The organism is Campylobacter concisus (assembly GCF_003048375.1).
GTDB lineage: Bacteria > Campylobacterota > Campylobacteria > Campylobacterales > Campylobacteraceae > Campylobacter_A > Campylobacter_A concisus_T.
In genome coordinates this window covers 134,715-158,084 of record NZ_CP021642.1, presented here as the reverse complement: position 1 = coordinate 158,084, position 23,370 = coordinate 134,715, and the positions used below count along the sequence as shown (strand labels likewise).

Sequence of the window (23,370 nt, the reverse complement as noted above, 5' to 3'; positions counted from 1 at the left end):
TTAAGCCACCACTACTGTTTTTGTTGTATTTATATCATCATTATATTTGCTATCAAGTCCGCAAGCAAATTTTATATCCACCGTCTTAGCCTTACTTGGCGTGACATAGATAAGATTACTCTCATCGCTTATATCATCCACAAACTGAAAAAATCCTATACCACTTTTTGGAAGTGTTGTATTTTTATAAATAGATTCTATATATTTAGGTGTTATAAAGATAAAATTCTTATCCATGAGCGAGTATTTGAAGTTAAATGACGAGATACTAAATTTATCCTCTCTAAAGCGAGAGCTTAGATGTTCTTTTAGCTTCTTATCTTTCACATCGCTGCCCTCATCTAAATTTAGCTCCATCTCTTTAAATCCCTCTTGGTTTTTATGCTCCACATCATTTAGCTTATATATACAAACAGCAAGGTTATCTGCTTGATTAAGGGCTGATTTTACATGAAGTCTTATGTGAGCGCTATTTAAATTTGGATTTAGCACCGCTGCATTATCGTTTTCAGATGTTGGGCTACCTATGCTATGAGCTAGCTTTATCCTATTTTCTTTTTTTATGCACCTTAGCGGCGAGCTTGTGTTGCTTAGGCACGCTGGCACTAGGTCTTGCATGACAGCATAGTGGTTATTCATACTTTTTAGACTAAGAGCCGCTCTTGGCACGTATGCCACCTTTGTGCAAGGGTTTTTAGCTGAGCAACCAACTATCGGTGAGTTTATAAAATCAACATCAAGTATCACGCCTTGATCATCTGACCTTATGCTTTTGCCTGCTCTACTTTTTAAGATCACATGGCCACCATGTGGGCAAACTACCACGTCATCTTCTATTATTGGATTAGCAAAGGCAGTACCGCCAGCACTTACCGCGCTACTTTTCTTTTCTAAATTTAGTCTCTCATTTGCCCGCTCAAGCGACTCTTTGGTCTCTTTGTTTGTTGGTTTTAGATCTATATTTAGGCTCTTGTTTAGTAAAGAGTAGTTTAGCACACAAGCTCGTTGATTTTTATAATCGATAGTTAGTCTTCCCTTGTCTTTATCTTCATCTCTTGGCTGATGAGTGAAGCTTAGTAGGTTAGAATTTGACTCCTCCCCGTCCTCTTCTTTTTTAAAGTATAGTGGATAGTCTGATTGCTCTGTGGCGGTGTTTAGTGGCTTATCTATGATATAAACCTGTGTTTTTAACTTTGTAAAGTCTATATCCAGATCAGAGCTAACTTGATTGATATCAAATATACTCTTATCTCTTAAAAGTATATCCACCTTGCCCTCACTGATATGCATTAGCTCATTTGGCTCTAGCCTTATCACATTTAGGTACTCTTTTGCCACGTCATTTTTAGCGTCTTTTGCCACATTGTCTATTAGCTTAAAGTTATGCGTTAGCACTATGCCTCTTGTTATCTTCTTATCAGTATTTGTCTTAGCTATTACCACATAGTGTTTGTTATCGTCCGCATATTTAAAGCTCTCAAATTTTAGCTCATACGCACTTCTATAAATTTCTAGCCTTGTGTTTATATACTGCTCTAGCTCTTTTTCGTTTGAGTTAGAATTTGCATGTGAGCTTGCTATCTTAAAGAAGTCAGATATATAGCTCATGCGGTCTTTAAACGCCTTCAGATCAGCTTTTTTGCTTAGCATAAAGTATCTGACCGAGTAGATAGCAAAGAAAAGATTTAGATCGCCGCTTTTTACCTTGCTAGCTATATCTTTAGCATCTAGCGCCTTTATCTCCTCTCTATCTATCATATCTACAAATTTATCTTTCTCTTTGTAGTACAAGAGCGAGCTTACAGGGTCTTCTAAATTTGGCGCCTCTTTTTCATCCTCAAAACCAAGAGAATTTACATATAAAGCCACAGGATATATCACGCTCTCAAGTATGCTAAGCCTTTTTTTATCCTCGCTGCCTAGCTTTGGTAGATAGCCTAGAGAAATTTTATAAAAATAGACGTTAAAGCTTAGGCTTTGTATATAGTCATTTAGATAGTCTAGAGCGGCTGGCACATCTTTGTCTTTTATCTTTGCCTCATTTTTTTCATTACTTAGCAGATACTCCATCAAGTATAGGCTCTCCACGATCTGCTTCATAAAGTGTGAGGCGACTAATATATTTATAAGATGAAGCTTCTTTGTATTTTTATAGTCATATTCTGCCAAATGCCCATCTAAACTTTCAGCCCCTAGTCCATATCTAAACCCAAGGTCAGATATCACCGAAGTGCTTGGCTCATAGAGTTGGTTCCACTCCCTTTTAAGGCTATCTCCATCACTATCATCACTAGCATCAAATAGTCCCTCATCATTTTTATCATAAATTTTATGTCTGACGCTATCGCAGTGATGTATCTCTACTTCATGGCTTCCTTTGCTAGACTTGTTGATATTAGAATTTACATTTTTATCTCCTAGCTCCTTGCAAGCCTTTTCGTTATCTTTAGTTAAATTTACGCAGTCTTCTACTGTGCTCTTGTCGTCTTTGAAGCCAAACATATTTTTTATCTTGTTAAAGATAGAGCTAGCTATCTTTCCTACAAAGCCATTTGGATCAAGCACTCTTGCTATCCACCTTACGCCTTTCATTATTGCCTTAGCTATAAAACTGACAAATCTTAAAGATATAGTGACTAAACTAGCAAATGCACCACCAAAGCCAGGGGCGTTAAAAGTATATAGCTCTTTTACATCTTTAGTGTATAAAAAGGCAAAGGACTGAGCCAGGTGGCCGCCTAGTGAGTGACCTGATAAGACTAGGTTAGAAATTTCGCTTGTATCGTTTGAATTTGCCTTGTGCTCTTTTATAGCGTCATACATATCGCTCTTTAGTATAGCCATAGAGGCTATCTGGTTTAGTCCTGCTCCCAAAAGGGCTATCATACCATCGGTAAATACTAAGTCCTTAAACCCTAGCTCTGTTCCTCTAAAGCCTATGATGTAGTTATTAAATTTACTATCATAAAAGACAGTCGAGCTAAAACCGGTGATAGATGTATTTTTGATATGATGGACTAGCTCATAGCGATTGACAAAGGCTTTTGTGCGAAGGGAAATTTGGTGGTAGTTTTCCCTGTTGGCAAAAATTTCCAACTCATTATTTTCATTTGTGTAAACAAAACTTTGAATTTCATTATTTATAGGTTTTACTTCAGGTTTTTCACCTTCGCTAGATATAGGTTTAGTTATTACCATATCTTGATTAAAGCGTGCTTCTATGGTTAGGGCGTAAGCGGTAGGACTTCCAGCCTCTCTTACAAGATTTCCGTCCTTATCCTGAATATCCTCTTTTAAAACATCGCCCTTTCCAATATTATCTTTAAATTTCCATCTAGCAGGTTGCTTTTCTTTAAATTGATCAAACCAACTATTTTCTTCATCCTCGTTTACCCAGTGAAGCATTGCATAACTTGCGTCAGCAATATCAGCATAGTCTTTAAATTTGATTATCTGTTCTTTGGTTGAAATTTGACTCACAGCTTACTCTTTTCTATTTTTCTAAATCTTGCATATAAAATTTATTCTTAACTTTATAATATTCAAATTGATCCCTTGATAATGAAAATCCTCTACCCTCATCTCCAAATAATCCATATTTTTTATTTTTTTCAGAATATTGAATATACATTGTAATTGGCGTTATATTTCCATTATTATCTGTATAAAATATACCCAGTCCAATACCTGGTATTTTGTCTAGATTTTCTCTACCTATTACATTTTTAATTCTTTCTTTATAACTTTCAGGGGCCTTTGGTGCTTTTTTAAAATCTATTTCATATTGTCTCTTATTAACATAATATCGCTTTCCATTAGAGAGGATCTGAGGGATTTTTTCATCAACAATTTTTGTATTGACAGCATATAGACCGCCACCTAAATCTTTTCCCTTTGTATTCTTTCTTAGCTCTTTTCTTTCGGCTTCTCTTTTTTCTATCTCTTCGTAGAATTTTTTATCAAATATATAAATTCCACCATATTTGTCATTAAGAGTACTCAGATTTTCTTTTGCAGAGCAAGCTATTAAAAATATGCTTGTTAGTAGTAGAAGTATAATGCCTATAAATTTCATCCTATATCCTTTTTGTTTGGTTTATCATTTAGATCATCAAGTCCATTTTTCTCATTCTCACTTACCCAGTGAAGCATTGCCATAGCTTGCGTCAGCAATATCAGCATAGTCTTTAAATTTGATTATCTGTTCTTTGGTTGAAATTTGGCTCATTTTTATTTCTCTAAATAGAATTTATTATTATCTATGACATATCTAGTTTCAGTATCTTTTAGTCTAAAACCTCTACCCTCATCACCATATAATCCATAGTTGGTTACTTTATAGCTATAAGAAACTCCCATTGTTATAGGTATAGCTTCATCGTTATCGTTGATATAAAAATATTCGGTATTTATACTAGGTGGATATTTATTAAAATTCTCTTGTCCTATAAATTCTTTTACTCTATTGCTATAGCCTTGAGCTATCTTTGGCTGTTTTTTAAATTTTCTAGAATAGTCGCCCTTGTCTGTATAGTATGGCTTGCCGTTTGAAAGAATTTGTGGGAGTTTTTTATCCATAATAGCTAGATCATCTCTTTTAAAATTTCTTTTATTATTCTTAAAAAAATCCTTCATATACAAACTTCTTTCCTTTTCTCTTTTTTCTATTTCCTCATAGAATTTCTTATTAAATATATAAACCCCTCCATATTTTTTACCAAGCTCTTTTATTTCAGAGTTGTTTATATTATTGCTTGCTTGATTTGCAGAGCAAGCTATTAAAAATATACTTGTTAGTAGTAGAAGTATAATTGCAACAAATTTCATCCTATATCCTTTTAGAAAATTTATTTTGCTTATTTTATTGTCTTTGAAATTATAATATTATTAATTTATTATGTTTTATTTGTAGATTGTTAAATTTTTTATTAATTGAGGCTGTTTTTATCTACATTATTGTCTAGCTCGTTTTTTCATTCTCGCTTACCCAGTGAAGCATTGCATAGCTTGCATCGGCTATATCAGCGTAGTCTTTAAATTTAAGTATTTGTTCTTTTGTTGAAATTTGGCTCATGTTTTTGCTCTTTTTACTTTACTTTTTCAAATTTATTGTTATTAAGGATAAATTTATTTCCACCCTTTGCAGTATGTATTTCGCCTTTTGATAAAGAAAACCCTCTACCTTCATCACCAAATAAGCCATACTTTTTGACTTTGTAGTTATATGTTACTGTCATTTCAATGGGTACTATATTATTGTTATCATCTATATAAAAAGACCAAACATTAATATCTGGTGTAAATTTATGATAATTCTCTTGTCCTATATGGTTTATCACCTTGTCAATATATGTTTTTGATAAATTTACAGCTTTTTGGTAAGTGTTAATTGTATGGTATTGTTTGCCGTTTGAAAGAATTCGTGGGAGTTTCTCGTTAATGGGTTTTGGATCAATAGCATAAAGACCATCACCCAAATCTCTACCTTTCATTTTTTTACTTAGCTCTTTCCTCTCAGCTTCTCTTTTCTCTATCTCTTCAACAAATTTTTGATTAAACACATAAACCCCACCATATTTACTAGCTAAATTCTCTAGTTCAGAGTTGTTTATCTTATTGCTTGCTTGATTTGCAGAGCAAGCTATTAAAAATATGCTTGTTAGTAGTAGAAGTATAATTGCAACAAATTTCATCCTATATCCTTTTTGTTTTGTTTATCATTTAGATCGTCAAATCCATTTTTTTCATTCTCACTTATCCAGTGAAGCATTGCATAACTTGCGTCAGCTATATCAGCATAGTCTTTAAATTTAATTATCTGTTCTTTGGTTGAAATTTTATTGCTTCCCATTATTTTTCCCTAACAAAAGTATTTTTGTGACTATCGAAATAAAATCTGTTATTTCCACTTATATCTTTTATGTCTTTTCTAGATAGAGAAAATCCTCTACCCTCATCACCAAATAAGCCGTATTTTGTATAACCAACTGCATAGTAAACAGATACTGCTATGGCTACTACATTATTATTGTCATCTACATAAAAATAAGATGGAAGCATTGTAGGTTTAAATTTATTATAGTTTTCGGTACCTATGTAGTTTATTATTTTTTGTCTATCTTAATTTGATAATTTAGGCTGTTTCTCATAAGTTCTTATTGGTGTATAATATGGCTTGCCATTAGAGAGAATTCATGGAAGTTGTTTATTTATTAAAGTCATATCCACATCATATATAGTTATAAATTTATCCCCTTGTTTTATTTTTCTAGGATTTGACCTTATCTTATCACCAAGTGTTTTACTTAGTTCCTTTCTCTCAGCTTCTCTTTTCTCTATCTCTTCAACAAATTTTTGATTAAATATATATCCTCCACCATATTTACTAGCTAAATTCTCTAGTTCAGAGTTTTTTATCTTATTGCTTGCTTGATTTGCAGAGCAGGCTATTAAAAATATGCTTGTTAGTAGTAGAAGTATAATACCTATAAATTTCATCCTATATCCTTTTAGAAATTTTATTTTGCTTATTTTATTGTCGATATATTTACGTTACGATTAATTACCTCGCTTTTAAATTTTAATTCTTAAGAAAAAGAATTAATATTAAGAGTAAAATAGGCTTTTTTAGGTGAAATTTCGCAAATGGCGTATCTGACAAATATTGATAAAGAATTTCAATATATTTTACTATCAAAATGAGCCAAATATTGAAAAAACTAAAGCATTTTTTTAAACTTGCTTTTAACTTTTTTGTTATAATATCCCATCAAAAATAAAAGGGATATTTTTTATCCGAATTAAGGTTTTAAATTTGAGAGTATATTTAGACAATAACGCCACAACGATGGTTGATCCAGAAGCTTTTGAACTTATGAAGCCGTTTTTTTGCGAAAAATACGGCAATCCAAACTCACTTCACAAATTTGGCTCAGAAACCCACCCAGCGCTAAGAACAGCGCTAGATCAGCTCTACGCCGGACTAAATGCAAAAGATAGCGATGACATCGTCGTTACCTCATGCGCAACTGAGAGCAACAACTGGGTTGTAAAAGGCATCTACTTTGACAAAATAGCAACTGGTGAGAAAAAACGCATCGTCACCACCGCAGTCGAGCATCCAGCCATTTTGGCAACTTGTAAATTTCTAGAAAAATATGGCGTGGATCTTACAGTCTTAGACGTAAATAGCGACGGCATCGTCACTCCAGAGCAGCTAAGAGCTGTCATGGACGAAAATGTCGCACTTGTCGCCATAATGAGCGCAAACAACGAAACTGGCATGATCTTTCCTATAAAAGAGCTTGCCAAAGTTGCCCACGAATACGGCGCTTTATTTCACACTGACGCCGTGCAAGCAGTCGGCAAGATAAAGATAGATGTTCAAGACCTAGACGTTGATTTTTTAAGCTTTTCAGCGCATAAATTTCACGGACCAAAGGGCGTTGGAGCATTATTTATAAAAAATAGCATGCCACTAAGCAGCTTGCTTCACGGTGGCGAACACATGGGCGGACGCAGAAGCGGCACACTTGATGTACCAGGCATCGTTGGCATGGGCAAGGCGCTTGAGCTAGCAAATAAATTTATGGATTACGAGCATTCGCACGTTCGTCGTTTGCGTGACAAACTTGAAGACGCGCTACTACAAATTCCTGACGTTAGTATAGTTGGCAAAAAAGATCAGCGCGTGCCAAACACCATCCTAGCTTCTATCAAAGGTGTCGAGGGCGAGGCGATGCTTTGGGATCTAAATAGAGCTGGCATAGCAGCATCTACAGGCTCTGCCTGTGCGAGTGAGACGCTTGAGAGCAACCCTATCATGGAGGCGATCGGAGCTGACAAAGAGCTAGCTCACACCGCACTTAGACTATCTCTTTCAAGATTTAACACAGAAGAAGAGATCGACTACGCGATCGAGCAGATAACAAAGGCTATAAATAGACTAAGAGGCATATCAAGCACATTTGCATACGCCCCAGAGTGGCATAAGAGTGGATTATAAAATTTAAAGGAAAAACATGGCAAAAAATAACTTAATCGGCGGCTCTATCTGGGATGAATACTCAAAGGTAGTGCAAGACAGGATGAATAATCCTAAATTCATGGGCGAACTAACCGAAGAGGACGCCAAAAAAGCAAACGCAAAACTTATCGTCGCTGACTTTGGCGCAGAGAGCTGCGGCGATGCGGTCAGGCTCTACTGGCTCGTTGATGAGAAAACTGACAAGATAATAGACGCTAAATTTAAAAGCTTTGGCTGTGGCACGGCGATAGCTAGCTCTGATACGATGGCTGAGCTTTGCATCGGCAAAACAGTCGATGAGGCGGTCAAGATAACAAACCTCGATGTCGAAAGAGCTATGCGTGACAACCCAGACACACCGGCCGTCCCACCTCAAAAGATGCACTGCTCGGTTATGGCGTATGACGTTATCAAGGCAGCTGCTGCAAGCTACAAGGGCATAGACCCGGAGCACTTTGAAGATGAGATCATCGTTTGCGAATGCGCTAGAGTGAGCCTTGGCACGATCAAAGAGGTGATAAGATTAAACGACCTTCACACGGTTGAGGAGATCACGCAATACACCAAAGCAGGCGCATTTTGCAAATCATGCGTTAGACCTGGCGGACACGAGAAAAAAGACTACTATTTGGTTGATATCTTGCGCGATACTAGGGCTGAGATGGAGCAAGAGAGGCTTGAAGCTCAGGCCAACGCTCAAGCAAACAACACGCTAAGCGACGTTAGCTTTGAGAGCATGACGATGGTTGGCCAGCTAAAAGCGATCGAGTCGATCATCGATAAAGAGATCCGCCCGATGCTTATGATGGATGGCGGAAATTTAGAGATCATAGACATCAGAAACGATAACGGCGAAAATATCGACGTTTATATCCGCTATCTTGGCGCTTGCTCAGGCTGTTCAAGCGGCTCGACTGGCACGCTTTATGCGATAGAAAATGTCTTACAAGAGAGCCTAAGCCCAAAAATCAGGGTTATGCCTATATAAATTTATCGAACGGCTTCTTTTGGAGCTGTTCGCCCCTGCTAAATTAAATTTACCACCTAGATAATTTAAATTTAACCAAGCTCAAATTTAACCTTTTAAAAATTTCAAAATTTCACTTCTAGTCTGCGTCAAGTCGCCCACAAATTTCTTCTCAAACTGCGAGCGGTTAAAGGTTCGCTGGCGCTTAGCAAGCTGGGCTGTGTGCGTGGCGATAAGCGTTTCTAGCTCGCTTTTTGAAATTTCACCCTCCAAAAACTTCTTGCACTCTTTTAGACCTATTGATTTTAGTGGTTTTGGCTCGCTTTTATACTTGTCAAATAAAAACTTCGCCTCATCTATCAAGCCCTCATCTAGCATATTTTTCGTTCGCTTTGCGATACGAGCTCTAAGCTCATCTTTATCCCATAAAATTTCAAATATCGCAAGCTCTTTTATGACGCTCTCTTTGGTATTTTGCTTTAGCCAGATGCTTGGGATTTGGCCGCTAAATTTATAAATTTGATACCATTTTTCGAGGCGATAAGAATCGTTTTGGCTAAATTTACTTGCAAACTCAGGGTCGTTTTGTAAAGCTAGCTCGTAAATTTCTTCATTACTTAAATTTAGCTCGCATTTTGGCACGTCTGGCGCAAGTCCGCTAAGCATCGCCTTTAGATAAAAGCCACTGCCTCCCGTGATGATGAGTGGGCACTTTTGTGAGCGCGCAAATTCCTTTGCATTTTTATAAATTTCAAAAAACGCCCCAACGCTAAATTCCTCATCAGGGTAAATTTCATCCACTCCAAAGTGCCTCACAGCCCCCAGCTGCCAGGGCTTTGGCTTTGCGCTGGCGATATCTATCTCTTTATAAAGTGCTAGCGAGTCAAGGCTTAAGATGACACCACCAAATTCCTTTGCTAGCTCAAAGGCTAGATCGCTCTTACCGCTTGCTGTGGTGCCAATTAGTGCTAGCTCGCCAAACAAGCTTAGCCCTCGTAAAATGAGCTAAATAGCAAAATTTCATCACTTTGCTCGTTACTTTTGCCCTCTTTTATAAGATCAGCCAAAACGCCTGCAAAGTGCGGTGCAAAGCTTAGTTCGTTTAGCCCGTATGCTTGGTTATAGAGCAAATTTTGATATGTCTCGTCGCGTCCGATCGCTGGCTTGTCATTTGAGCTAAGAAGGACGAAATTTGCCCTAAAGTTAGGCTCTTTTAGCTCGCTTATGCCAAGGTGTCTTTTTAGCTCGTTTAAAAATGCGTTGATCTTTTCTGTTTTTACAAGCGTATCGATCGCGCCCACTTGTAAATTTGTGATGATCGTGACACCATTTTTCGTTGGATAAATTTTGGCAAACATATCATTTAAAATGATCAGTTTTTTAGGGATCTGACCCTCGCTTAGCACAAGATCGATCGTGTAAAATTTAGCCAAAATGGCACTTAAATTTGTCCCAAGCTTGCTTGAAAGCTCCAAATTTCTACTAGCCACGACAAAGCTATCAGCCTCGTATTCGCCAGCACTGCCAACAGCCTTTTGAACGGTTTGCCCCTGCGTTTTTAGCTCATAAATTTCATCGTTTATAAACTGTACTCCAAGCTTGTTTAGCTCACTAACAAGCGCTTTTTTTAGCTCTCCAGCGTCGATACTCGCGTTTTTAGCTAAATTTAGCGCCCCTTTTATGTTTTTGTTTATCAGACCAAAATTTGCTAGCTCACTATCCACGCTTAAAATTTCTTGCTCGCTATCAGCGACCCTTGTCTCATCAAGCCTCTTTTTAAAGCTCTCATCCTCGCTAAATATAAGATAAACGCCGCTCTCATCAAATTTTATCTGCGGATATTTTTCGCTTAGCTCTTTTAAAATTTCAAAGCTCTTTTGTCCAAATTTTTTAAACAAAACTCTCATCTTTTTATCATGAGCCTTTGTTGATTTAAGCGTGAAATTCGCCATCCAAGCTCTAAAGTTTTCATTTAAGCAAAGCGCTATATCAAGCTCGCTTTTTTTACTAACTAGTCCCAAAAATGAGCTAGATATCGCTCCATCTCTTGCAAGCGCTGGGGTGTTAAATGGGGTTAAAATTCCGCTTTCAAACTCATCTTTTTGGCTACTAATAACTAAAATTTCTTCATTCTTTTTAGCTAGCTCAAGCGCCGTAAATAACGCACTAAAACCATCTCCGATAATCGCTATTTTACTCATCATAACCCTTCATTTTAAATTACTCTCGCAATGATAATATAAATTTAGATTTAAAGCAAAATGATGTAAAATCAAACACTTTTTAAAAAACATGGAAATTTATATGATTAAAAAGCTAAAAGATATCGCAGAACTCATCGTTTTTAAGCACTCGGTTTTTGCCCTGCCATTTATCTTTGTGGCGATGATAGTTGCGAGCAAGATAGAAAATGGCTCAGCTTGGTTTGGCTTTAAACTGCTTATTTTAGGCACTATTTGCGCAGTTAGCGCTAGAAATTTCGCCATGGCGTTTAACAGATACCAAGACGAGGACATCGACAAGCTAAATCCACGCACCGCAAGCCGTCCAAGCGTCGATGGGCGCATCGGCAAGGGCAATATGCAGCTTTTCATCGCAGCAAACGCACTTATCTTTATCGCATGCGCTTATTTTGTAAATTCGCTCGCATTTTGGCTGAGTTTCCCCATACTTGCCGTGCTTGGCGGATACTCGCTATTTAAGCGATTTAGCGAGCTAGCGCACTTGGTGCTAGGCCTTAGTCTTGGACTTGCTCCTATCGCTGGCGTGGTCGCAGTAAGCGCTGCTATACCGCTTTGGAGCGTGCTACTTTGCTTTGGTGTGACATTTTGGGTGGCTGGCTTTGACCTGCTTTACTCGCTGCAGGATATGAAATTTGACCAAGAAAACAAGCTCTTTAGCATACCAGCGATCTACGGCGACAAGGCTACACTATTTTTATCAGCCATTTTTCACGCTCTAGCTTTTATACTCTGGCTGCTTTTTGCTTGGGCGGCTGGGCTTGGAGCGATGGCGTTTTTTGGCATTGTGGTAAGTGGTGTGATATTATTTTTCGAGCATAGGATCGTAAGGCGCGACTTTAGTAAGATAGATAGGGCGTTTTTCACGCTAAATGGCTACTTGGGAATTTTATTTTTCATCTTTGTTTGGATCAGTGTATTATGAGCGAAGTAAGGCTTTTTAAAGCGCCTCTTAGCATGGTTTATGAGTGTGACAGAAGTGGAGATGAGAAATTTTTAAGAGAATTTAACTCTATCTTGCCAGGCGACGAAGATGCGCTTGGAGCGTGGCTAAAGCGTGCAAAATCACGCGGCGAGACAAAAGAGAGCGACCAAGTCTTACTAACGCTTGTCATCGAGCTTCATAGAAAGATAGACGCGCTTAGTGATTATATAAAAAACGAGCACAAGCAATACTTGCCGCTAAAAGAGAGCGCAGATATCGATGAGATCGGCTTTACGCATATAAAAATAAGCGAAGATAAATTTAAAAAAGATGAAATTTACTACGCAAGGATTATGATGCCTATCTTTCCAAAGAGAAATTTGAGCCTTTATCTAAGGGCGGAGGATGAGAGGCTAGCAAAGATAGAGAACATGCACGAAGAGGACGAGGCCGACTGGAACGCTTACGTGACGGCTAGAGAGCGTGTGATGATAAGAGAGCTTAGAGCGAATTCGTAAAGGAAAAATATGGAAATTTACATTTTTTTAGGTTTTGGCATCGTTTTAGCGATAATAATAGCTTTGATATTTATAAAAGATAGCGAGACAAATAAGAAATTTACAAGATATGAGCGTGCCATAGAGAGCGCCATACAAGAAAACTATAATCTCAAAAAGCAGCTAGCCGCACTGGCGAGCTTTAAGCCTGATGACGACGAGCAGCTAAAAGATGTGAAAGATGAGCTAAAAGAGCAGATAAACGAGCAAATAAATGAAAAAATCGTGCCGATAATCCGCGCCATAAAGAGCATCGAGCGAGTGATAGATGACTTTGCAAACGAACAAAAAGATAGGATGTTTAACCTTGAGGAGCGAACAAGAGATATCAATAAAATCGCCCCAAGCGTCATCAACGAAGAAGAGCAGATCCTAAAGATGTTTAAAGATGGCAAAAGCGCAGCCATGATCGCTAAAGATCTTCATGTGGGTATGGGACGAGTTGAATTTGTGCTTAAATTTCATAAATTAGCCTAAATTTGGGCTAATTTTAAAAGACAAAACTACTCTTAAACTACAAAAATTAGCTTAAATTTTTATTTAAATTTAAATCTTTTAACATATAATTGAAAATTAAAAAAGCTCTAACCAAGCTTAAAAAAAGGTGCTTTATGCTAATAGATAAATATGGTCGGGTTGTTGATTATTTAAGAATTTCTGTGACGCAGCGTTGCAATTTTAGATGTAGATATTGCATGCCTACGACGCCATTTAGTTGGACACCAAAAGAGAATTTACTGACATTTGAAGAGCTATTTTTATTTGTCAAAGTAGCTATCGACGAGGGTGTGAAAAAGATCAGGATCACAGGTGGCGAACCGCTCGTGCGCAAGGATCTGGATGTCTTTATAAAGATGATAAGCGATTATAAGCCAGACATCGATCTAGCGCTTACGACAAATGGCTTTATGCTGCCGCACTTTGCCAAAAGGCTAAAAGACGCTGGTCTAAAGCGCATAAATATGTCGCTTGATACGCTAAATGAGCAAAAGGCTAAATTTATCGCTCAAAAGAGCGTCTTACACGATGTTTTAGCTGGCTTTGAAGCAGCACTTGACGCCGGGCTAAAGGTCAAGATAAACACAGTCGCTCTAAAAGGCTTTAACGACGATGAGCTAGTAAATTTGCTTGAGTTTGCTAAATTTAGAAATTCTCAGATCAGATTTATCGAATATATGGAAAACTCGCACGCCAAAGATGATCTAAAAGGGCTAAAAAGCGACGAAATTTTGAGTATCATCTCGCAAAAATATAATGTCACAAAAGATGAAAAATTGCCAAACGCACCCGCGTCTATTTATAGGCTTGATGACGGCTATAAATTTGGCATCATTGACCCCCACAAACACGACTTTTGCGAGAGTTGCAACCGCATTAGGCTAAGCGCTGAAGGACTTTTGATACCTTGCCTTTACTTTGAAGATGCACTAAGTATCAAAAAAGCAGTTGCAAATGGCGATATCGTCGCAGCAAGCGAGATCTTAAGACAAGTGCTTGCCAACAAGCCAAAAGAGAACAAATGGGCTCTAGGAGCTGAAAACGAAACCTCTTCAAGGGCATTTTACCAAACTGGTGGTTGATGAGCAAAGAGCTAGAATTAGTTGAGGCATTTTTAAGCATCCAAGGCGAGGGCGCTTATCAGGGTAGGCTCGCTGTGTTTTTACGCTTTTTGGGCTGCAACCTAAACTGCTCTGGCTTTGGCGTAAAGACAAGGTCTTTAAAAACAGGTGAAGAGCTTTTGGGATGCGATAGCATAAGAGCCGTTTTTAAGGGACATTTTCACCACAAAACATATAGCACAGATGAAATTTTAAGCCTAGTTGATGGGCTTTGTAAAGGCTTAGAGCAAAAGCCGATCATCGTTTTAACAGGCGGCGAGCCACTCATCTGGCATCAAAATGAAAATTTCATAAATTTGGTAAGAAATTTGCTTATAAACTACGAGGTGCATTTTGAGACAAATGGCACAATCTTGGTTGATTTTGATAAATTTGAAATTTATAAAAACTGCCATTTTGCACTTGGCGTAAAGCTAGCAAACAGCGGAGTTAGCGAGCAAAAACGCATAAATTTAGATGCTATTTTAGCTATCAAAAATAACGCAAAAAGTAGCTTTTTAAAATTTGTCCTATCGCGCTTTGACAAAAGTGAGCTGGAGGAAATTTTAGATATAAAAAATAGAGCAAATTTACCCGTCTGGTGCATGGCGATGGGCGCAAATAAAGAAGAGCTAAGCAAAAATGCTCTAAAAACAGCGGAATTTGCCATAAAGCATGGATTTAACTACTCAGAGCGTATCCACATCAGGCTTTGGGGCGACAAAGAGGGTGTTTGATGATTATTAGAAAACTTTTTAGATTTGAAAATGCGCATATCGTGAGATTTTGTAGCTCAAAGCGCTGCAGGACGAGCATCCACGGCCACAGCTATGTGGCAGAAATTTTACTTAGCTCAAATTTCTTAGACAACGCTGGCATGGTCTATGACTTTGGGCTGATGAAGCAAAACATAAAGACGATCATCGATAGCTTTGATCACGCTACGACCATATTTTCAGGCGATAGTGACGAATACAAAAACGACCTTAAAAAGCACTCTGCAAGGTGGATAGAGATCCCACTAAATCCCAGCGCAGAGCAGTTTTGCCGTATATTTTTTGTCATGATCGAGCGGATACTTGAGCTTAGCGTGATGAACAACGGCGAGCGCGAAGTGAAGCTTCATAGCGTCATCGTGCACGAGACCGACACTGGCTATGCGCAGTGCTTCAAAGAGGACGCGATAAACCCACAAATGGGCGAGATAAGGCTTAGTGATATCAAATTTTCAGAGGCGATTATGGACGAGTGGGAAGATAAAAATTTGCTTGAAAAGATGATAAATAAGATAAAAATAGAAAATCCAAAGGACGTTTAATGAAAAAATTTATAACCTCTTTTTTGCTTATAGCTGGCGTATTTTTGGGATGTGAAGATAAAGAAGAGGCCAAAAGCGACGTTAGCGAGCCAGTCCCTAGTGATGTTACGATAGCTCAGCCCGATGCAAATGTAACTATCGATGAGCAGCTGCCACCTGAGCCAGTCGTCGAAGAAAACGAGCCTCCTAAAGAGAAGAAATGAACGAACACTTAAGCTCGCTCTACGTTTATACTTTGCCATTTCACGTGACATTTTTTTATGCGCTACTTGCTTTAGCGGTGCTTTATCTAGCGCTTACTCAGTTTGGAGTGGGGAGTAAAAACTACGTGCTTCGCATAAGGTATTTCTTGCCTATTTATCATATGCTGCTTAGCTTTTTGGTGCTAACTGGGCTTATTTTGTGGGCATATTATAGTTACGAGCCAAAATTTAACGCCATAAAAATGCTTCTTGTCTTGATAGCCTTAATCGCACTTAGCGCAGTTGGGTATAAAAGGCTAAAAAAATTTGCGTTTGCTGACGAGCTAGAGAAATTTAAAAAATTTGCCCTTATTAAAGGCATTTGCGACATCATTTTGATCATCATAGCAGGGATTTAGATGAAATTTTTATATGATAAAAACGCTGGCAAAGAGCGCTTAAAAATAGTAAATGAGGCATTTTTGCACCTAAAAGCTAGAAGGGTTGAGGCTGGAGAGCGCATAAGTGTTAGAAATTTACGCGACGGCAAAGAGTACATCTACGAGATCGATGAGATAGAGCGCAGAAGTGCGAATTTAAGCCTTGTCTTTGCCAGCCTAAACTGCGAGCATAAATTTGACTTTACCATCGCTTGGGCAGTTGTTGATCCAAAGACGATCGAAAAGGCACTGCCATTTTTAAATGAGCTTGGCATTGGCAAGATCGCCTTTGTCTATACTAAATTTTCTCAAGCAAATTTCAAGATCGACCTTGAAAAACTAAACTACATAAACGCACTTTCATGCGAGCAGTGCGGGAGAACGTCGCTAATGGAGTTTGAAATTTACAAAAATTTAGACGAGCTAATGAGCGTTTATAAAAATGTCTCGGCGATAAATTTTGGCGGTAAAAATTTAAATGAAAAAAGAGATAATGAAATTTTAATAATTGGTCCAGAGGGCGGATTTAGCGAGGATGAGACGGCTAAATTTAAAAATATCTACGGCCTAAATACAAAGAATATCTTAAGATCACAGACCGCAGTCATATCTGTGGCGGCAAAATTTCTTGCTTGATTTATTTGATTTTTAGATTAGTTTTTATATAATCAGCAACTTTTAAGGTAACAAATAGCCAAAAATAATAAAGGAAAGATGATGAAAAAAGAGATCCATCCAGAGTATGTAGATTGCACCGTAACTTGCGCGTGTGGCAACACTTTTAAGACAAAGTCAAACAAAAGCGAAATCAGAATTGACATTTGTGACAAGTGCCACCCATTTTTCACAGGCAGCGAAAAGATAGTTGATAGCGCTGGCCGTGTTGAGAAATTTAAGAAAAAATACGCTCAAAAATAAGCCTTGCTCTACTTTATTCCTACTCCAATAGGAAATTTAGAAGATATCTCGCTTCGTGCGATCAAAATTTTGCGTGAATGCGAGATAGCTATCTGCGAAGATACAAGAGTTTGCAAAAGTCTTGTAAATCTGCTAAACGAACGCTTTGACGCAAATATAAATATCTCAAATTTTATCCCGCTTCACACCCACAACGAAGATGAATTTTTTGCAAATTTAAGTGATGAAATTTTAAGCAAAAACGTAGCTTATATGAGCGATGCTGGCATGCCAGGCATAAGCGATCCAGGCGTTAGCCTAGTAAGATACGCTCAAAAAAATGATATCAAATACGAAATTTTAAGCGGAGCAAACGCTGCACTTTTAAGCGTAGTCGCCAGCGGACTTTGCGATAAAGAGTTTGTTTTTTTAGGCTTTTTACCAAATACTGGCAGAGAGAGAGCCTTAGCTATACAAAATGCTCTAAGCTTAGCCTATCCAGCTGTGATCTATGAAAGCCCAAAACGCATATTAAGCTTAGTGCAAAGCGTTGCAAATTTAGAACCAGAAAGAGAAATTTTTGCCATAAAAGAGGCCACCAAAAAATTTGAGACCAAATTTAAAGGTAATGCTCAAAATTTGGCCCAAATTTTAGAAAAAGCAAATTTAAACGGCGAATGGGCAGTAGTCATCTCAAAAAGTGCTAACATAGTCACTCAAAATATCACAAAAGATGAGATCATCTCGCTTGACATCGCCCCAAAAGCAAAGGCAAAACTGCTTAGCAAAATAACTGGCGAAGAGGTCAAAAAGATATACGACGAGCTTATAAAAGCGTAAATTTAAAAGCTCAAATTCACTCAAAAAGTTTCAAAAATTCACTCAAATTTAGAAGCAAAATAAGTTAAATTTTACTTGATTTTAGCTACCATAAGCCACTATGATAATATACGGAAAACAGCTATTTTTACATATTTTGAACAAGCGCCCACAGATCCTAGAAGAGATCTATCTCTCAAAAGAGTGTGATAAAAAACTCTTTTCTAAAATTTGTGGCACTGGCAAGAAGATCATCCGCGTGGATAATCAAAAAGCTCAGTCGATGGCGCATGGCGGCAACCATCAAGGCTTCTTAGCAAGCGTTAGCGAGTTTGAGTTTTCAGACATTAGCGAGCTAAAAAAGCTAAATTTTATCGCCGTGCTTTATGGCATAAGTGACGTCGGAAATATCGGCGCCATCGCTAGAAGCGCCTATGCTCTAGGCTGCGAAGGACTTGTCATCGTTACAAAAAGTGTAAATATGCAAGGTGTTTTAAGGTCAAGTAGCGGTGCTGCTTACGAGATACCAATAGCGATCTTTGAAGACGGACTTAGCCTGCTAAACGAGATAAAACAGTGTGGTTTTAGGCTCTACGCGACGGCAAGCAACGGCAAAAATATAAAAGAGATGAAATTTGCTGGCAAAAGGGCTTTGGTGATGGGATCAGAGGGCGAAGGCATACCGCAAAAAGCTCTAGCAAAGTGCGATGAGTGCGTCGGTATCAAGCTAAAAGACGGCTGGGACTCCCTAAATGTAAGTGCAGCTTTTGCGATAATTTGTGATAGGATGATAGATGAATGAATTAGAAAATTTAAAAGAGATAGGTATAAAGGAAATTTCGCGTAAAACGCACATTGAACCCACATTTTTACAATACATTTTTGACAAAAATTTTGAAAAATTATCACGCTTAAACATGAGAGGCTATGCCAAAATTTTACAGCGTGAGTACGGCGTCGATCTTAGCGAACTTCTCGCAGAATACGACGCTTTCATGCAAGAAAATATACCTGATGAGAGCAAAAAAACAAAAGTCAGCCCAAAAATTTCTTCTTACACACCTGAAGATGTCTCGATCCAAAGGCAAAGTAGCGGTGGCGGGGCTGGATTTTTCTTCTGGATCATCATTTTAGCTATCATCGCTGGCGGTGCTTACTACTTTGACGCTTACAAATATGTCCAAAATTTCATCGCAAGCTTAAATGAAGACAACACGAGCGTGAGCTACTCGCAATCAAGCATTGTAAATGAAGTGAAGAAAAATATAATCGACACAAACGTAACGATCTCCCAAAACACTCCAAAGATCGATGCAAACGCTTCAAGCGTGAAAATTTCAGCTCCAGCTGAGCAAAACGTGACTGTAAGTCCTGCTAGTGTTGATCAAAATGCCCTAAAACCTAGCATGGCAGCCCAGCCAGCTCCAAAAGTAGAGCAAAACGTAACAAAGCCACTAAATGAGGCGATCATCACACCAAAACAACGCGTTTGGATAGGCATCATCAACCTTGAAAATGGTCAAAAAACATCAAGCGATACAAGCAAAAGTGTCAATATAAATTTAGACCAAAGGCAGCTAGTCGTTTGCGGAAATGGCAACATCGAGCTTAAGATCGGCGATAAAGTGACAAAGTATAACCCAAGCCGTCCAGCTAGATTTTTAGTAGAAAATGGCGATATGAAATTTTTAACTTATGACGAGTTTGTCGAGATGAATAAGGGCAAATCTTGGTAAAAAAACTAGCCATATTTCTTCTTTTTAGCGTTTTTTCATACGCTTTTGATCTAAATAGCAGTGCAAGCGCACTAAGCAGCGGAAAAGATCTGCAAATTTCTTTAGAAAATTTAGACACTAACGGCTCGCTAAACGTTGGCGAGCTGGTCTTAAGGCTAAAGCAAAGCTCGAACTACGATGCTCTCTCATTTAGCTCAAATAGCTTAAATTTAAAATTTATAAGCACGCAAAAAGTCCCCTCAGCACTATTTGTAAAATCGATAAATTTAGCTCTTGAAGATGCAAATATAAGCGTAGCAAGGGTAAATTCTCTAAAAAATGGCAATGAAATTTCTTATGGGATTTTAGCCCTAAAAAGTGGCGGCATAGATCCAAATTTGCTAAATTTCACGCTTAGTAAAAGCGGCTTTAAGATCATGGGGTTTGATAGGCTTGATGGAAATTTAGCGCTTTATTTGGATGCTAACAATATGAGCCTTGATGCGTCAAAAGTAAATTTTAACGAAGAGAGCCCACTTGTAAAGAGTGGTGGCGTCTATATCGTCGATGTAGCAGGCGCAAGTAGCCTAAATATCATCTCAAACGAGCCAAACAAATGGGTGCCACTTGTTAGAATTTATGATAAAAATTTAAACCAAATCGATCTAAAAAGAGAAAACGAGATAAAAACTAACTACACCATAAATTTAGCTAGTGACGCAAAATACGCGTTAATTAGCGACAATAACGACATAACTAACATTAAAAACGAGATAATTATCAAGCTTATAAAATAGGAGCAAACAGTGTTTGATGAGATAAGATTTAATACAATTGAGCGTTTGCCAAACTACGTTTTTGCCGAAGTAAATGCTATAAAAATGGCAGCACGCAGAGCTGGCGAGGATATCATCGACTTTTCTATGGGCAACCCAGAGGGCAGAACACCGCAGCACATCGTCGATAAACTATGCGAAAGCGCGCAAAAAGACAAGACCCACGGCTACTCAGCCAGTGCTGGAATTTATAAGCTCCGCCTTGCCATTTGCAACTGGTATAAGAGAAAATACGGCGTAAATTTAGACCCAGAAACCGAAGCAGTCGCCACCATGGGCAGCAAAGAGGGCTTTGTGCATCTTGCTCAAGCTGTGATAAACCCAGGCGACGTGGCTATCGTGCCTGATCCTGCATATCCGATACACACGCAGGCCTTTTTATTTGCTGGCGGAAGCGTCGCAAAGATGCCGCTTCACTACAATGATAAATTTGAGCTTGATGAGAATAAATTTTTTGAAAACTTAATCCAGACGATACACGCAAGCTCGCCAAAACCAAAATATGTAGTCGTAAATTTCCCTCACAATCCAACAACCGTGACCGTGCAAAAGAGCTTTTACGAGCGCCTTGTAAGCATCGCAAAGCAAGAGAGATTTTACGTCATATCTGATATCGCCTACGCCGATCTTACCTTTGATGGCTACAAAACGCCAAGTATCTTTGAAGTAGAAGGCGCAAAAGATGTCGCAGTCGAGTGCTACACTCTTTCAAAAAGCTACAACATGGCTGGCTGGAGAGTTGGCTTCATGTGTGGAAACAAAAGACTTTGTGCCGCACTTAAAAAGATAAAATCATGGGTTGATTACGGTATGTTTACGCCGATACAAGTCTCTGCCACGGTCGCACTTGACGGCGATCAAAGCTGCGTTGAAGAGATACGCCAAATTTATGAAAAAAGAAGAGATGTGATGATAGAGGCCTTTGCTCAGGCTGGTTGGGAGCTTAAAAAGCCAAATGCCAGCATGTTTATCTGGGCGAAACTTCCACCAAAGGTTAGCCACTTAGGCAGTCTTGAGTTTTCAAAGCAGCTTCTTACAAAGGCTTCAGTTGCAGTTAGCCCAGGCATTGGTTTTGGCGAGGGCGGAAACGACTATGTGCGCCTAGCTCTTATCGAAAATGAAAACAGGATAAGACAAGCAGCAAGAAATATAAAAAAATATTTGAAAGAATTTGAATGAATGTAGCGATATTAGGCGTTGGAACCGTTGGTGAATCGGTTGCAAAAATTTTACTAAAAAACAAAAAACTGATCGCAGCAAGATGTGGCGAAGAGATAGTGCCAGTCATCGGTGTGGTTAGAAATTTAAATAAAAAAAGAGACGCTGGCATCCCTTTGACTGACGATATAAATAGCGTCATAAACCGCGATGATATCGACGTTTTTGTCGAGCTTATGGGCGGTGTTGAAGAGCCTTTTAGAGTGGTAAGCGAAATTTTAAAACGCAAAAAAGCGGTCGTCACTGCAAACAAGGCGCTTCTTGCCTATCATAGATATGCTTTGCAAAATTTAGCCAAAAACACGCCATTTGGCTTTGAAGCAAGCGTGGCTGGCGGCATACCGATCATCAGAGCCTTAAGAGAGGGACTTAGCGCCAACCACATCTTAAGCATAAATGGCATACTAAATGGCACGAGCAACTACATCCTAACCTCGATGATGAATGAGGGATCAAATTTCAAAGACGCACTTAAAAAGGCGCAGGAGCTTGGATATGCCGAGGCTGACCCTACCTTTGACGTGGGTGGCTTTGACACGGCTCACAAGCTGCTCATCCTAGCAAGCATCGCATACGGCGTGCACGGCGATCCAGAAGATATCTTGATAGAAGGGATTCAAGGCATCACGCCAGAGGATATATTTTTCGCAAAAGACTTTGAATACTCGATCAGGCTTCTAGCCATCGCCAAAAAAAGCGAAGGCAAGGTCGAACTACGAGTGCATCCTGCGCTTGTGCCACAAAATAAAATGATAGCAAAGGCAAGTGGCGTGACAAATGCTATAAGCGTCGTTGGCGAGGTCGTTGGCGAAACGATGTATTACGGCCCGGGAGCTGGCGGAGATGCAACAGCAAGCGCAGTAATTAGCGATCTTATCGACATCGCAAGAGATAGCAAGTCGCCGATGCTTGGATACAAAGCGCCATTTGAGCTAAATACCTTAGAGCTTCTTGATCGCGACAGAATAAAGACAAAATACTACTTTAGACTAAAAGTCGAAGACAAGATGGGCGTGCTAGCAAAGATAACAAATTTAATGAGTGAAAACAACCTCTCGATAGATAGCTTGCTACAAAAGCCAAAAGATGAGAGCGAGTATGCCGTGCTATTTTTCACGACGCACACGAGCTTAGAGGCTGATGCGAAGCGAACGATAGAGCTTTTAAAAGAGCAAGAGTATATAAAAGAAGAGCCATTTATGATGAGGATCGAGGAGTAGTTTGGGGCTAAAAGAGTATCTCTTTGGCAAGAGCTCTGAAGACAGGGCTTGCGAGTTTTTGCGTGAGCTTGATTTTGTCATTTTAGAGAGAAATTTCCACTCTAAATTTGGTGAGATCGACATCATCGCTCTTAGTAGCGATAAAATTTTGCACTTTATAGAGGTAAAAGCAACTAGCGGAAAATACGAGGCCCAGTACCGTCTAAACAAGGCGAAATATATGAAAATTTTAAAAACGATAAATTTTTATATGATGAAAAATGAGCCAAACAGAGACTTTCAACTCGATCTGCTTGTTGTAAAAAATGAAAATTTCGAGTTGATAGAAAATATTAGTTTATAATAAAATTTATTATTTATCTAAAATTTAAATTTGATTTTGTATAATTGCCACATCTTAAAATAAGGAGAA

The 23,370-nt window shown here is 38.6% G+C and carries 27 protein-coding genes; 19 read left to right on the top strand and 8 right to left on the bottom strand.

Translation table 11 applies throughout. The features are described 5' to 3' along the window. The 6 genes from CCS77_RS10445 to CCS77_RS10565 form a co-directional block, all read right to left on the bottom strand. Positions 1 to 3,480, bottom strand: coding sequence for a hypothetical protein (locus tag CCS77_RS10445; RefSeq protein WP_201741717.1), 3,480 nt, complete (start codon positions 3,478 to 3,480; stop codon positions 1 to 3). A gap of 13 nt (positions 3,481 to 3,493) precedes the next feature. Beyond that, entirely contained in the window at positions 3,494 to 4,075 is a 582-nt protein-coding gene (locus CCS77_RS00865) for a tRNA 2-selenouridine synthase (RefSeq protein ID WP_107916293.1), read from the bottom strand. Between the two features lie 155 nt (positions 4,076 to 4,230). Continuing rightward, the gene (locus CCS77_RS00855) at positions 4,231 to 4,827 is read right to left on the bottom strand and encodes a tRNA 2-selenouridine synthase (protein ID WP_107916292.1); all 597 of its coding nucleotides are present in this window, start codon (positions 4,825 to 4,827) and stop codon (positions 4,231 to 4,233) included. A gap of 260 nt (positions 4,828 to 5,087) precedes the next feature. Continuing rightward, entirely contained in the window at positions 5,088 to 5,693 is a 606-nt protein-coding gene (locus CCS77_RS00845; RefSeq protein ID WP_107916290.1) for a tRNA 2-selenouridine synthase, read from the bottom strand. Then, the gene (locus tag CCS77_RS00840) at positions 5,690 to 5,851 is read right to left on the bottom strand and encodes a diadenosine tetraphosphate hydrolase (protein WP_107916289.1); all 162 of its coding nucleotides are present in this window, start codon (positions 5,849 to 5,851) and stop codon (positions 5,690 to 5,692) included. Before CCS77_RS00840 ends, CCS77_RS00845 begins: the two co-directional genes overlap by 4 nt. Before the next feature lie 341 nt (positions 5,852 to 6,192). Continuing rightward, positions 6,193 to 6,498: a hypothetical protein gene (locus CCS77_RS10565; RefSeq protein ID WP_236635280.1), complete on the bottom strand. Its 306-nt coding sequence runs from the start codon at positions 6,496 to 6,498 to the stop codon at positions 6,193 to 6,195. 316 nt (positions 6,499 to 6,814) lie between these two features. Between CCS77_RS10565 and CCS77_RS00830 the strand changes: the two genes are divergently transcribed. Beyond that, entirely contained in the window at positions 6,815 to 8,005 is a 1,191-nt protein-coding gene (locus CCS77_RS00830) for a NifS family cysteine desulfurase (protein WP_107916288.1), read from the top strand. A 16-nt stretch (positions 8,006 to 8,021) separates the two neighbouring features. Then, positions 8,022 to 9,014, top strand: a complete 993-nt coding sequence (locus CCS77_RS00825) for an iron-sulfur cluster assembly scaffold protein (RefSeq protein WP_103570503.1) — start codon at positions 8,022 to 8,024, stop codon at positions 9,012 to 9,014. 87 nt (positions 9,015 to 9,101) lie between these two features. Here the strand turns inward: CCS77_RS00825 and miaA are convergent, their stop codons facing one another. Further along, the gene (gene miaA, locus CCS77_RS00820; RefSeq protein WP_107916287.1) at positions 9,102 to 9,977 is read right to left on the bottom strand and encodes a tRNA (adenosine(37)-N6)-dimethylallyltransferase MiaA; all 876 of its coding nucleotides are present in this window, start codon (positions 9,975 to 9,977) and stop codon (positions 9,102 to 9,104) included. A 2-nt stretch (positions 9,978 to 9,979) separates the two neighbouring features. Further along, positions 9,980 to 11,194 (bottom strand): FAD-dependent oxidoreductase, encoded by a 1,215-nt coding sequence (locus CCS77_RS00815; RefSeq protein ID WP_107916286.1) that lies wholly within the window; start codon positions 11,192 to 11,194, stop codon positions 9,980 to 9,982. Positions 11,195 to 11,297: 103 nt separating this feature from the next. Here CCS77_RS00815 and mqnP point away from each other — a divergent pair, with 103 nt between their 5' ends. The 17 genes from mqnP to CCS77_RS00730 all read left to right on the top strand — a co-directional run bounded on the left by mqnP (position 11,298) and on the right by CCS77_RS00730 (position 23,301). After that, on the top strand, positions 11,298 to 12,158 hold the full coding sequence (mqnP, locus tag CCS77_RS00810; RefSeq protein ID WP_430516330.1) for a menaquinone biosynthesis prenyltransferase MqnP: 861 nt from the start codon (positions 11,298 to 11,300) through the stop codon (positions 12,156 to 12,158). Next, positions 12,155 to 12,676, top strand: coding sequence for a hypothetical protein (locus CCS77_RS00805; RefSeq protein WP_021083969.1), 522 nt, complete (start codon positions 12,155 to 12,157; stop codon positions 12,674 to 12,676). Before mqnP ends, CCS77_RS00805 begins: the two co-directional genes overlap by 4 nt. Positions 12,677 to 12,685: 9 nt before the next feature. Then, positions 12,686 to 13,192: a DUF6115 domain-containing protein gene (locus CCS77_RS00800; protein WP_004318037.1), complete on the top strand. Its 507-nt coding sequence runs from the start codon at positions 12,686 to 12,688 to the stop codon at positions 13,190 to 13,192. A gap of 134 nt (positions 13,193 to 13,326) precedes the next feature. Further along, positions 13,327 to 14,295: a GTP 3',8-cyclase MoaA gene (moaA, locus tag CCS77_RS00795; protein ID WP_107916284.1), complete on the top strand. Its 969-nt coding sequence runs from the start codon at positions 13,327 to 13,329 to the stop codon at positions 14,293 to 14,295. Continuing rightward, positions 14,295 to 15,050: a 7-carboxy-7-deazaguanine synthase QueE gene (locus CCS77_RS00790; protein WP_107916283.1), complete on the top strand. Its 756-nt coding sequence runs from the start codon at positions 14,295 to 14,297 to the stop codon at positions 15,048 to 15,050. Before moaA ends, CCS77_RS00790 begins: the two co-directional genes overlap by 1 nt. Then, positions 15,050 to 15,631: a 6-pyruvoyl trahydropterin synthase family protein gene (locus tag CCS77_RS00785; RefSeq protein ID WP_107917277.1), complete on the top strand. Its 582-nt coding sequence runs from the start codon at positions 15,050 to 15,052 to the stop codon at positions 15,629 to 15,631. The genes CCS77_RS00790 and CCS77_RS00785 overlap by 1 nt, the downstream gene beginning before the upstream one ends. Next, positions 15,631 to 15,834, top strand: coding sequence for a hypothetical protein (locus CCS77_RS00780; RefSeq protein WP_103609317.1), 204 nt, complete (start codon positions 15,631 to 15,633; stop codon positions 15,832 to 15,834). The genes CCS77_RS00785 and CCS77_RS00780 overlap by 1 nt, the downstream gene beginning before the upstream one ends. Next, a complete protein-coding gene (locus CCS77_RS00775; protein WP_107916282.1) occupies positions 15,831 to 16,232 on the top strand; it encodes a hypothetical protein in 402 nt (133 codons plus the stop codon). Before CCS77_RS00780 ends, CCS77_RS00775 begins: the two co-directional genes overlap by 4 nt. Then, positions 16,233 to 16,889 (top strand): 16S rRNA (uracil(1498)-N(3))-methyltransferase, encoded by a 657-nt coding sequence (locus tag CCS77_RS00770; RefSeq protein ID WP_107916281.1) that lies wholly within the window; start codon positions 16,233 to 16,235, stop codon positions 16,887 to 16,889. 81 nt (positions 16,890 to 16,970) lie between these two features. Further along, the gene (rpmE, locus tag CCS77_RS00765; protein WP_009295018.1) at positions 16,971 to 17,171 is read left to right on the top strand and encodes a 50S ribosomal protein L31; all 201 of its coding nucleotides are present in this window, start codon (positions 16,971 to 16,973) and stop codon (positions 17,169 to 17,171) included. Positions 17,172 to 17,174: 3 nt separating this feature from the next. Further along, positions 17,175 to 17,990 (top strand): 16S rRNA (cytidine(1402)-2'-O)-methyltransferase, encoded by an 816-nt coding sequence (gene rsmI / locus CCS77_RS00760; RefSeq protein WP_107916280.1) that lies wholly within the window; start codon positions 17,175 to 17,177, stop codon positions 17,988 to 17,990. A 100-nt stretch (positions 17,991 to 18,090) separates the two neighbouring features. After that, on the top strand, positions 18,091 to 18,771 hold the full coding sequence (locus CCS77_RS00755) for a TrmH family RNA methyltransferase (protein ID WP_107916279.1): 681 nt from the start codon (positions 18,091 to 18,093) through the stop codon (positions 18,769 to 18,771). Beyond that, the gene (locus tag CCS77_RS00750) at positions 18,764 to 19,705 is read left to right on the top strand and encodes a phosphatidylglycerophosphate synthase (RefSeq protein ID WP_107916278.1); all 942 of its coding nucleotides are present in this window, start codon (positions 18,764 to 18,766) and stop codon (positions 19,703 to 19,705) included. Before CCS77_RS00755 ends, CCS77_RS00750 begins: the two co-directional genes overlap by 8 nt. Then, on the top strand, positions 19,699 to 20,481 hold the full coding sequence (locus tag CCS77_RS00745; protein ID WP_107916277.1) for a hypothetical protein: 783 nt from the start codon (positions 19,699 to 19,701) through the stop codon (positions 20,479 to 20,481). Before CCS77_RS00750 ends, CCS77_RS00745 begins: the two co-directional genes overlap by 7 nt. 9 nt (positions 20,482 to 20,490) lie before the next feature. Further along, positions 20,491 to 21,699, top strand: coding sequence for an LL-diaminopimelate aminotransferase (locus CCS77_RS00740; protein WP_009295028.1), 1,209 nt, complete (start codon positions 20,491 to 20,493; stop codon positions 21,697 to 21,699). After that, positions 21,696 to 22,958 carry a homoserine dehydrogenase gene (locus tag CCS77_RS00735; RefSeq protein WP_107916276.1) on the top strand — a complete coding sequence of 421 codons (1,263 nt, stop codon included), beginning with the start codon at positions 21,696 to 21,698 and terminating at the stop codon, positions 22,956 to 22,958. Before CCS77_RS00740 ends, CCS77_RS00735 begins: the two co-directional genes overlap by 4 nt. 1 nt (position 22,959) lies before the next feature. Beyond that, complete coding sequence (locus CCS77_RS00730) at positions 22,960 to 23,301, top strand: YraN family protein (protein ID WP_107916275.1); 342 nt, start codon at positions 22,960 to 22,962, stop codon at positions 23,299 to 23,301. Positions 23,302 to 23,370 lie beyond the last annotated feature (69 nt).

Excerpts from the sequence above, each read along its gene's own strand:
- CCS77_RS00865 (WP_107916293.1), bottom strand. The coding sequence starts at position 4,075 with ATGAAATTTATAGGCATTATACTTCTACTACTAACAAGCATATTTTTA.
- CCS77_RS00855 (WP_107916292.1), bottom strand. The coding sequence starts at position 4,827 with ATGAAATTTGTTGCAATTATACTTCTACTACTAACAAGTATATTTTTA.
- CCS77_RS00845 (WP_107916290.1), bottom strand. The coding sequence starts at position 5,693 with ATGAAATTTGTTGCAATTATACTTCTACTACTAACAAGCATATTTTTA.
- CCS77_RS00840 (WP_107916289.1), bottom strand. The coding sequence starts at position 5,851 with ATGGGAAGCAATAAAATTTCAACCAAAGAACAGATAATTAAATTTAAA.
- CCS77_RS10565 (WP_236635280.1), bottom strand. The coding sequence starts at position 6,498 with ATGAAATTTATAGGTATTATACTTCTACTACTAACAAGCATATTTTTA.
- CCS77_RS00825 (WP_103570503.1), top strand. The coding sequence starts at position 8,022 with ATGGCAAAAAATAACTTAATCGGCGGCTCTATCTGGGATGAATACTCA.
- CCS77_RS00815 (WP_107916286.1), bottom strand. The coding sequence starts at position 11,194 with ATGAGTAAAATAGCGATTATCGGAGATGGTTTTAGTGCGTTATTTACG.
- mqnP (WP_430516330.1), top strand. The coding sequence starts at position 11,298 with ATGATTAAAAAGCTAAAAGATATCGCAGAACTCATCGTTTTTAAGCAC.
- CCS77_RS00805 (WP_021083969.1), top strand. The coding sequence starts at position 12,155 with ATGAGCGAAGTAAGGCTTTTTAAAGCGCCTCTTAGCATGGTTTATGAG.
- CCS77_RS00800 (WP_004318037.1), top strand. The coding sequence starts at position 12,686 with ATGGAAATTTACATTTTTTTAGGTTTTGGCATCGTTTTAGCGATAATA.
- moaA (WP_107916284.1), top strand. The coding sequence starts at position 13,327 with ATGCTAATAGATAAATATGGTCGGGTTGTTGATTATTTAAGAATTTCT.
- CCS77_RS00790 (WP_107916283.1), top strand. The coding sequence starts at position 14,295 with ATGAGCAAAGAGCTAGAATTAGTTGAGGCATTTTTAAGCATCCAAGGC.
- CCS77_RS00785 (WP_107917277.1), top strand. The coding sequence starts at position 15,050 with ATGATTATTAGAAAACTTTTTAGATTTGAAAATGCGCATATCGTGAGA.
- CCS77_RS00780 (WP_103609317.1), top strand. The coding sequence starts at position 15,631 with ATGAAAAAATTTATAACCTCTTTTTTGCTTATAGCTGGCGTATTTTTG.
- CCS77_RS00775 (WP_107916282.1), top strand. The coding sequence starts at position 15,831 with ATGAACGAACACTTAAGCTCGCTCTACGTTTATACTTTGCCATTTCAC.
- CCS77_RS00770 (WP_107916281.1), top strand. The coding sequence starts at position 16,233 with ATGAAATTTTTATATGATAAAAACGCTGGCAAAGAGCGCTTAAAAATA.
- rpmE (WP_009295018.1), top strand. The coding sequence starts at position 16,971 with ATGAAAAAAGAGATCCATCCAGAGTATGTAGATTGCACCGTAACTTGC.
- CCS77_RS00755 (WP_107916279.1), top strand. The coding sequence starts at position 18,091 with ATGATAATATACGGAAAACAGCTATTTTTACATATTTTGAACAAGCGC.
- CCS77_RS00750 (WP_107916278.1), top strand. The coding sequence starts at position 18,764 with ATGAATGAATTAGAAAATTTAAAAGAGATAGGTATAAAGGAAATTTCG.
- CCS77_RS00735 (WP_107916276.1), top strand. The coding sequence starts at position 21,696 with ATGAATGTAGCGATATTAGGCGTTGGAACCGTTGGTGAATCGGTTGCA.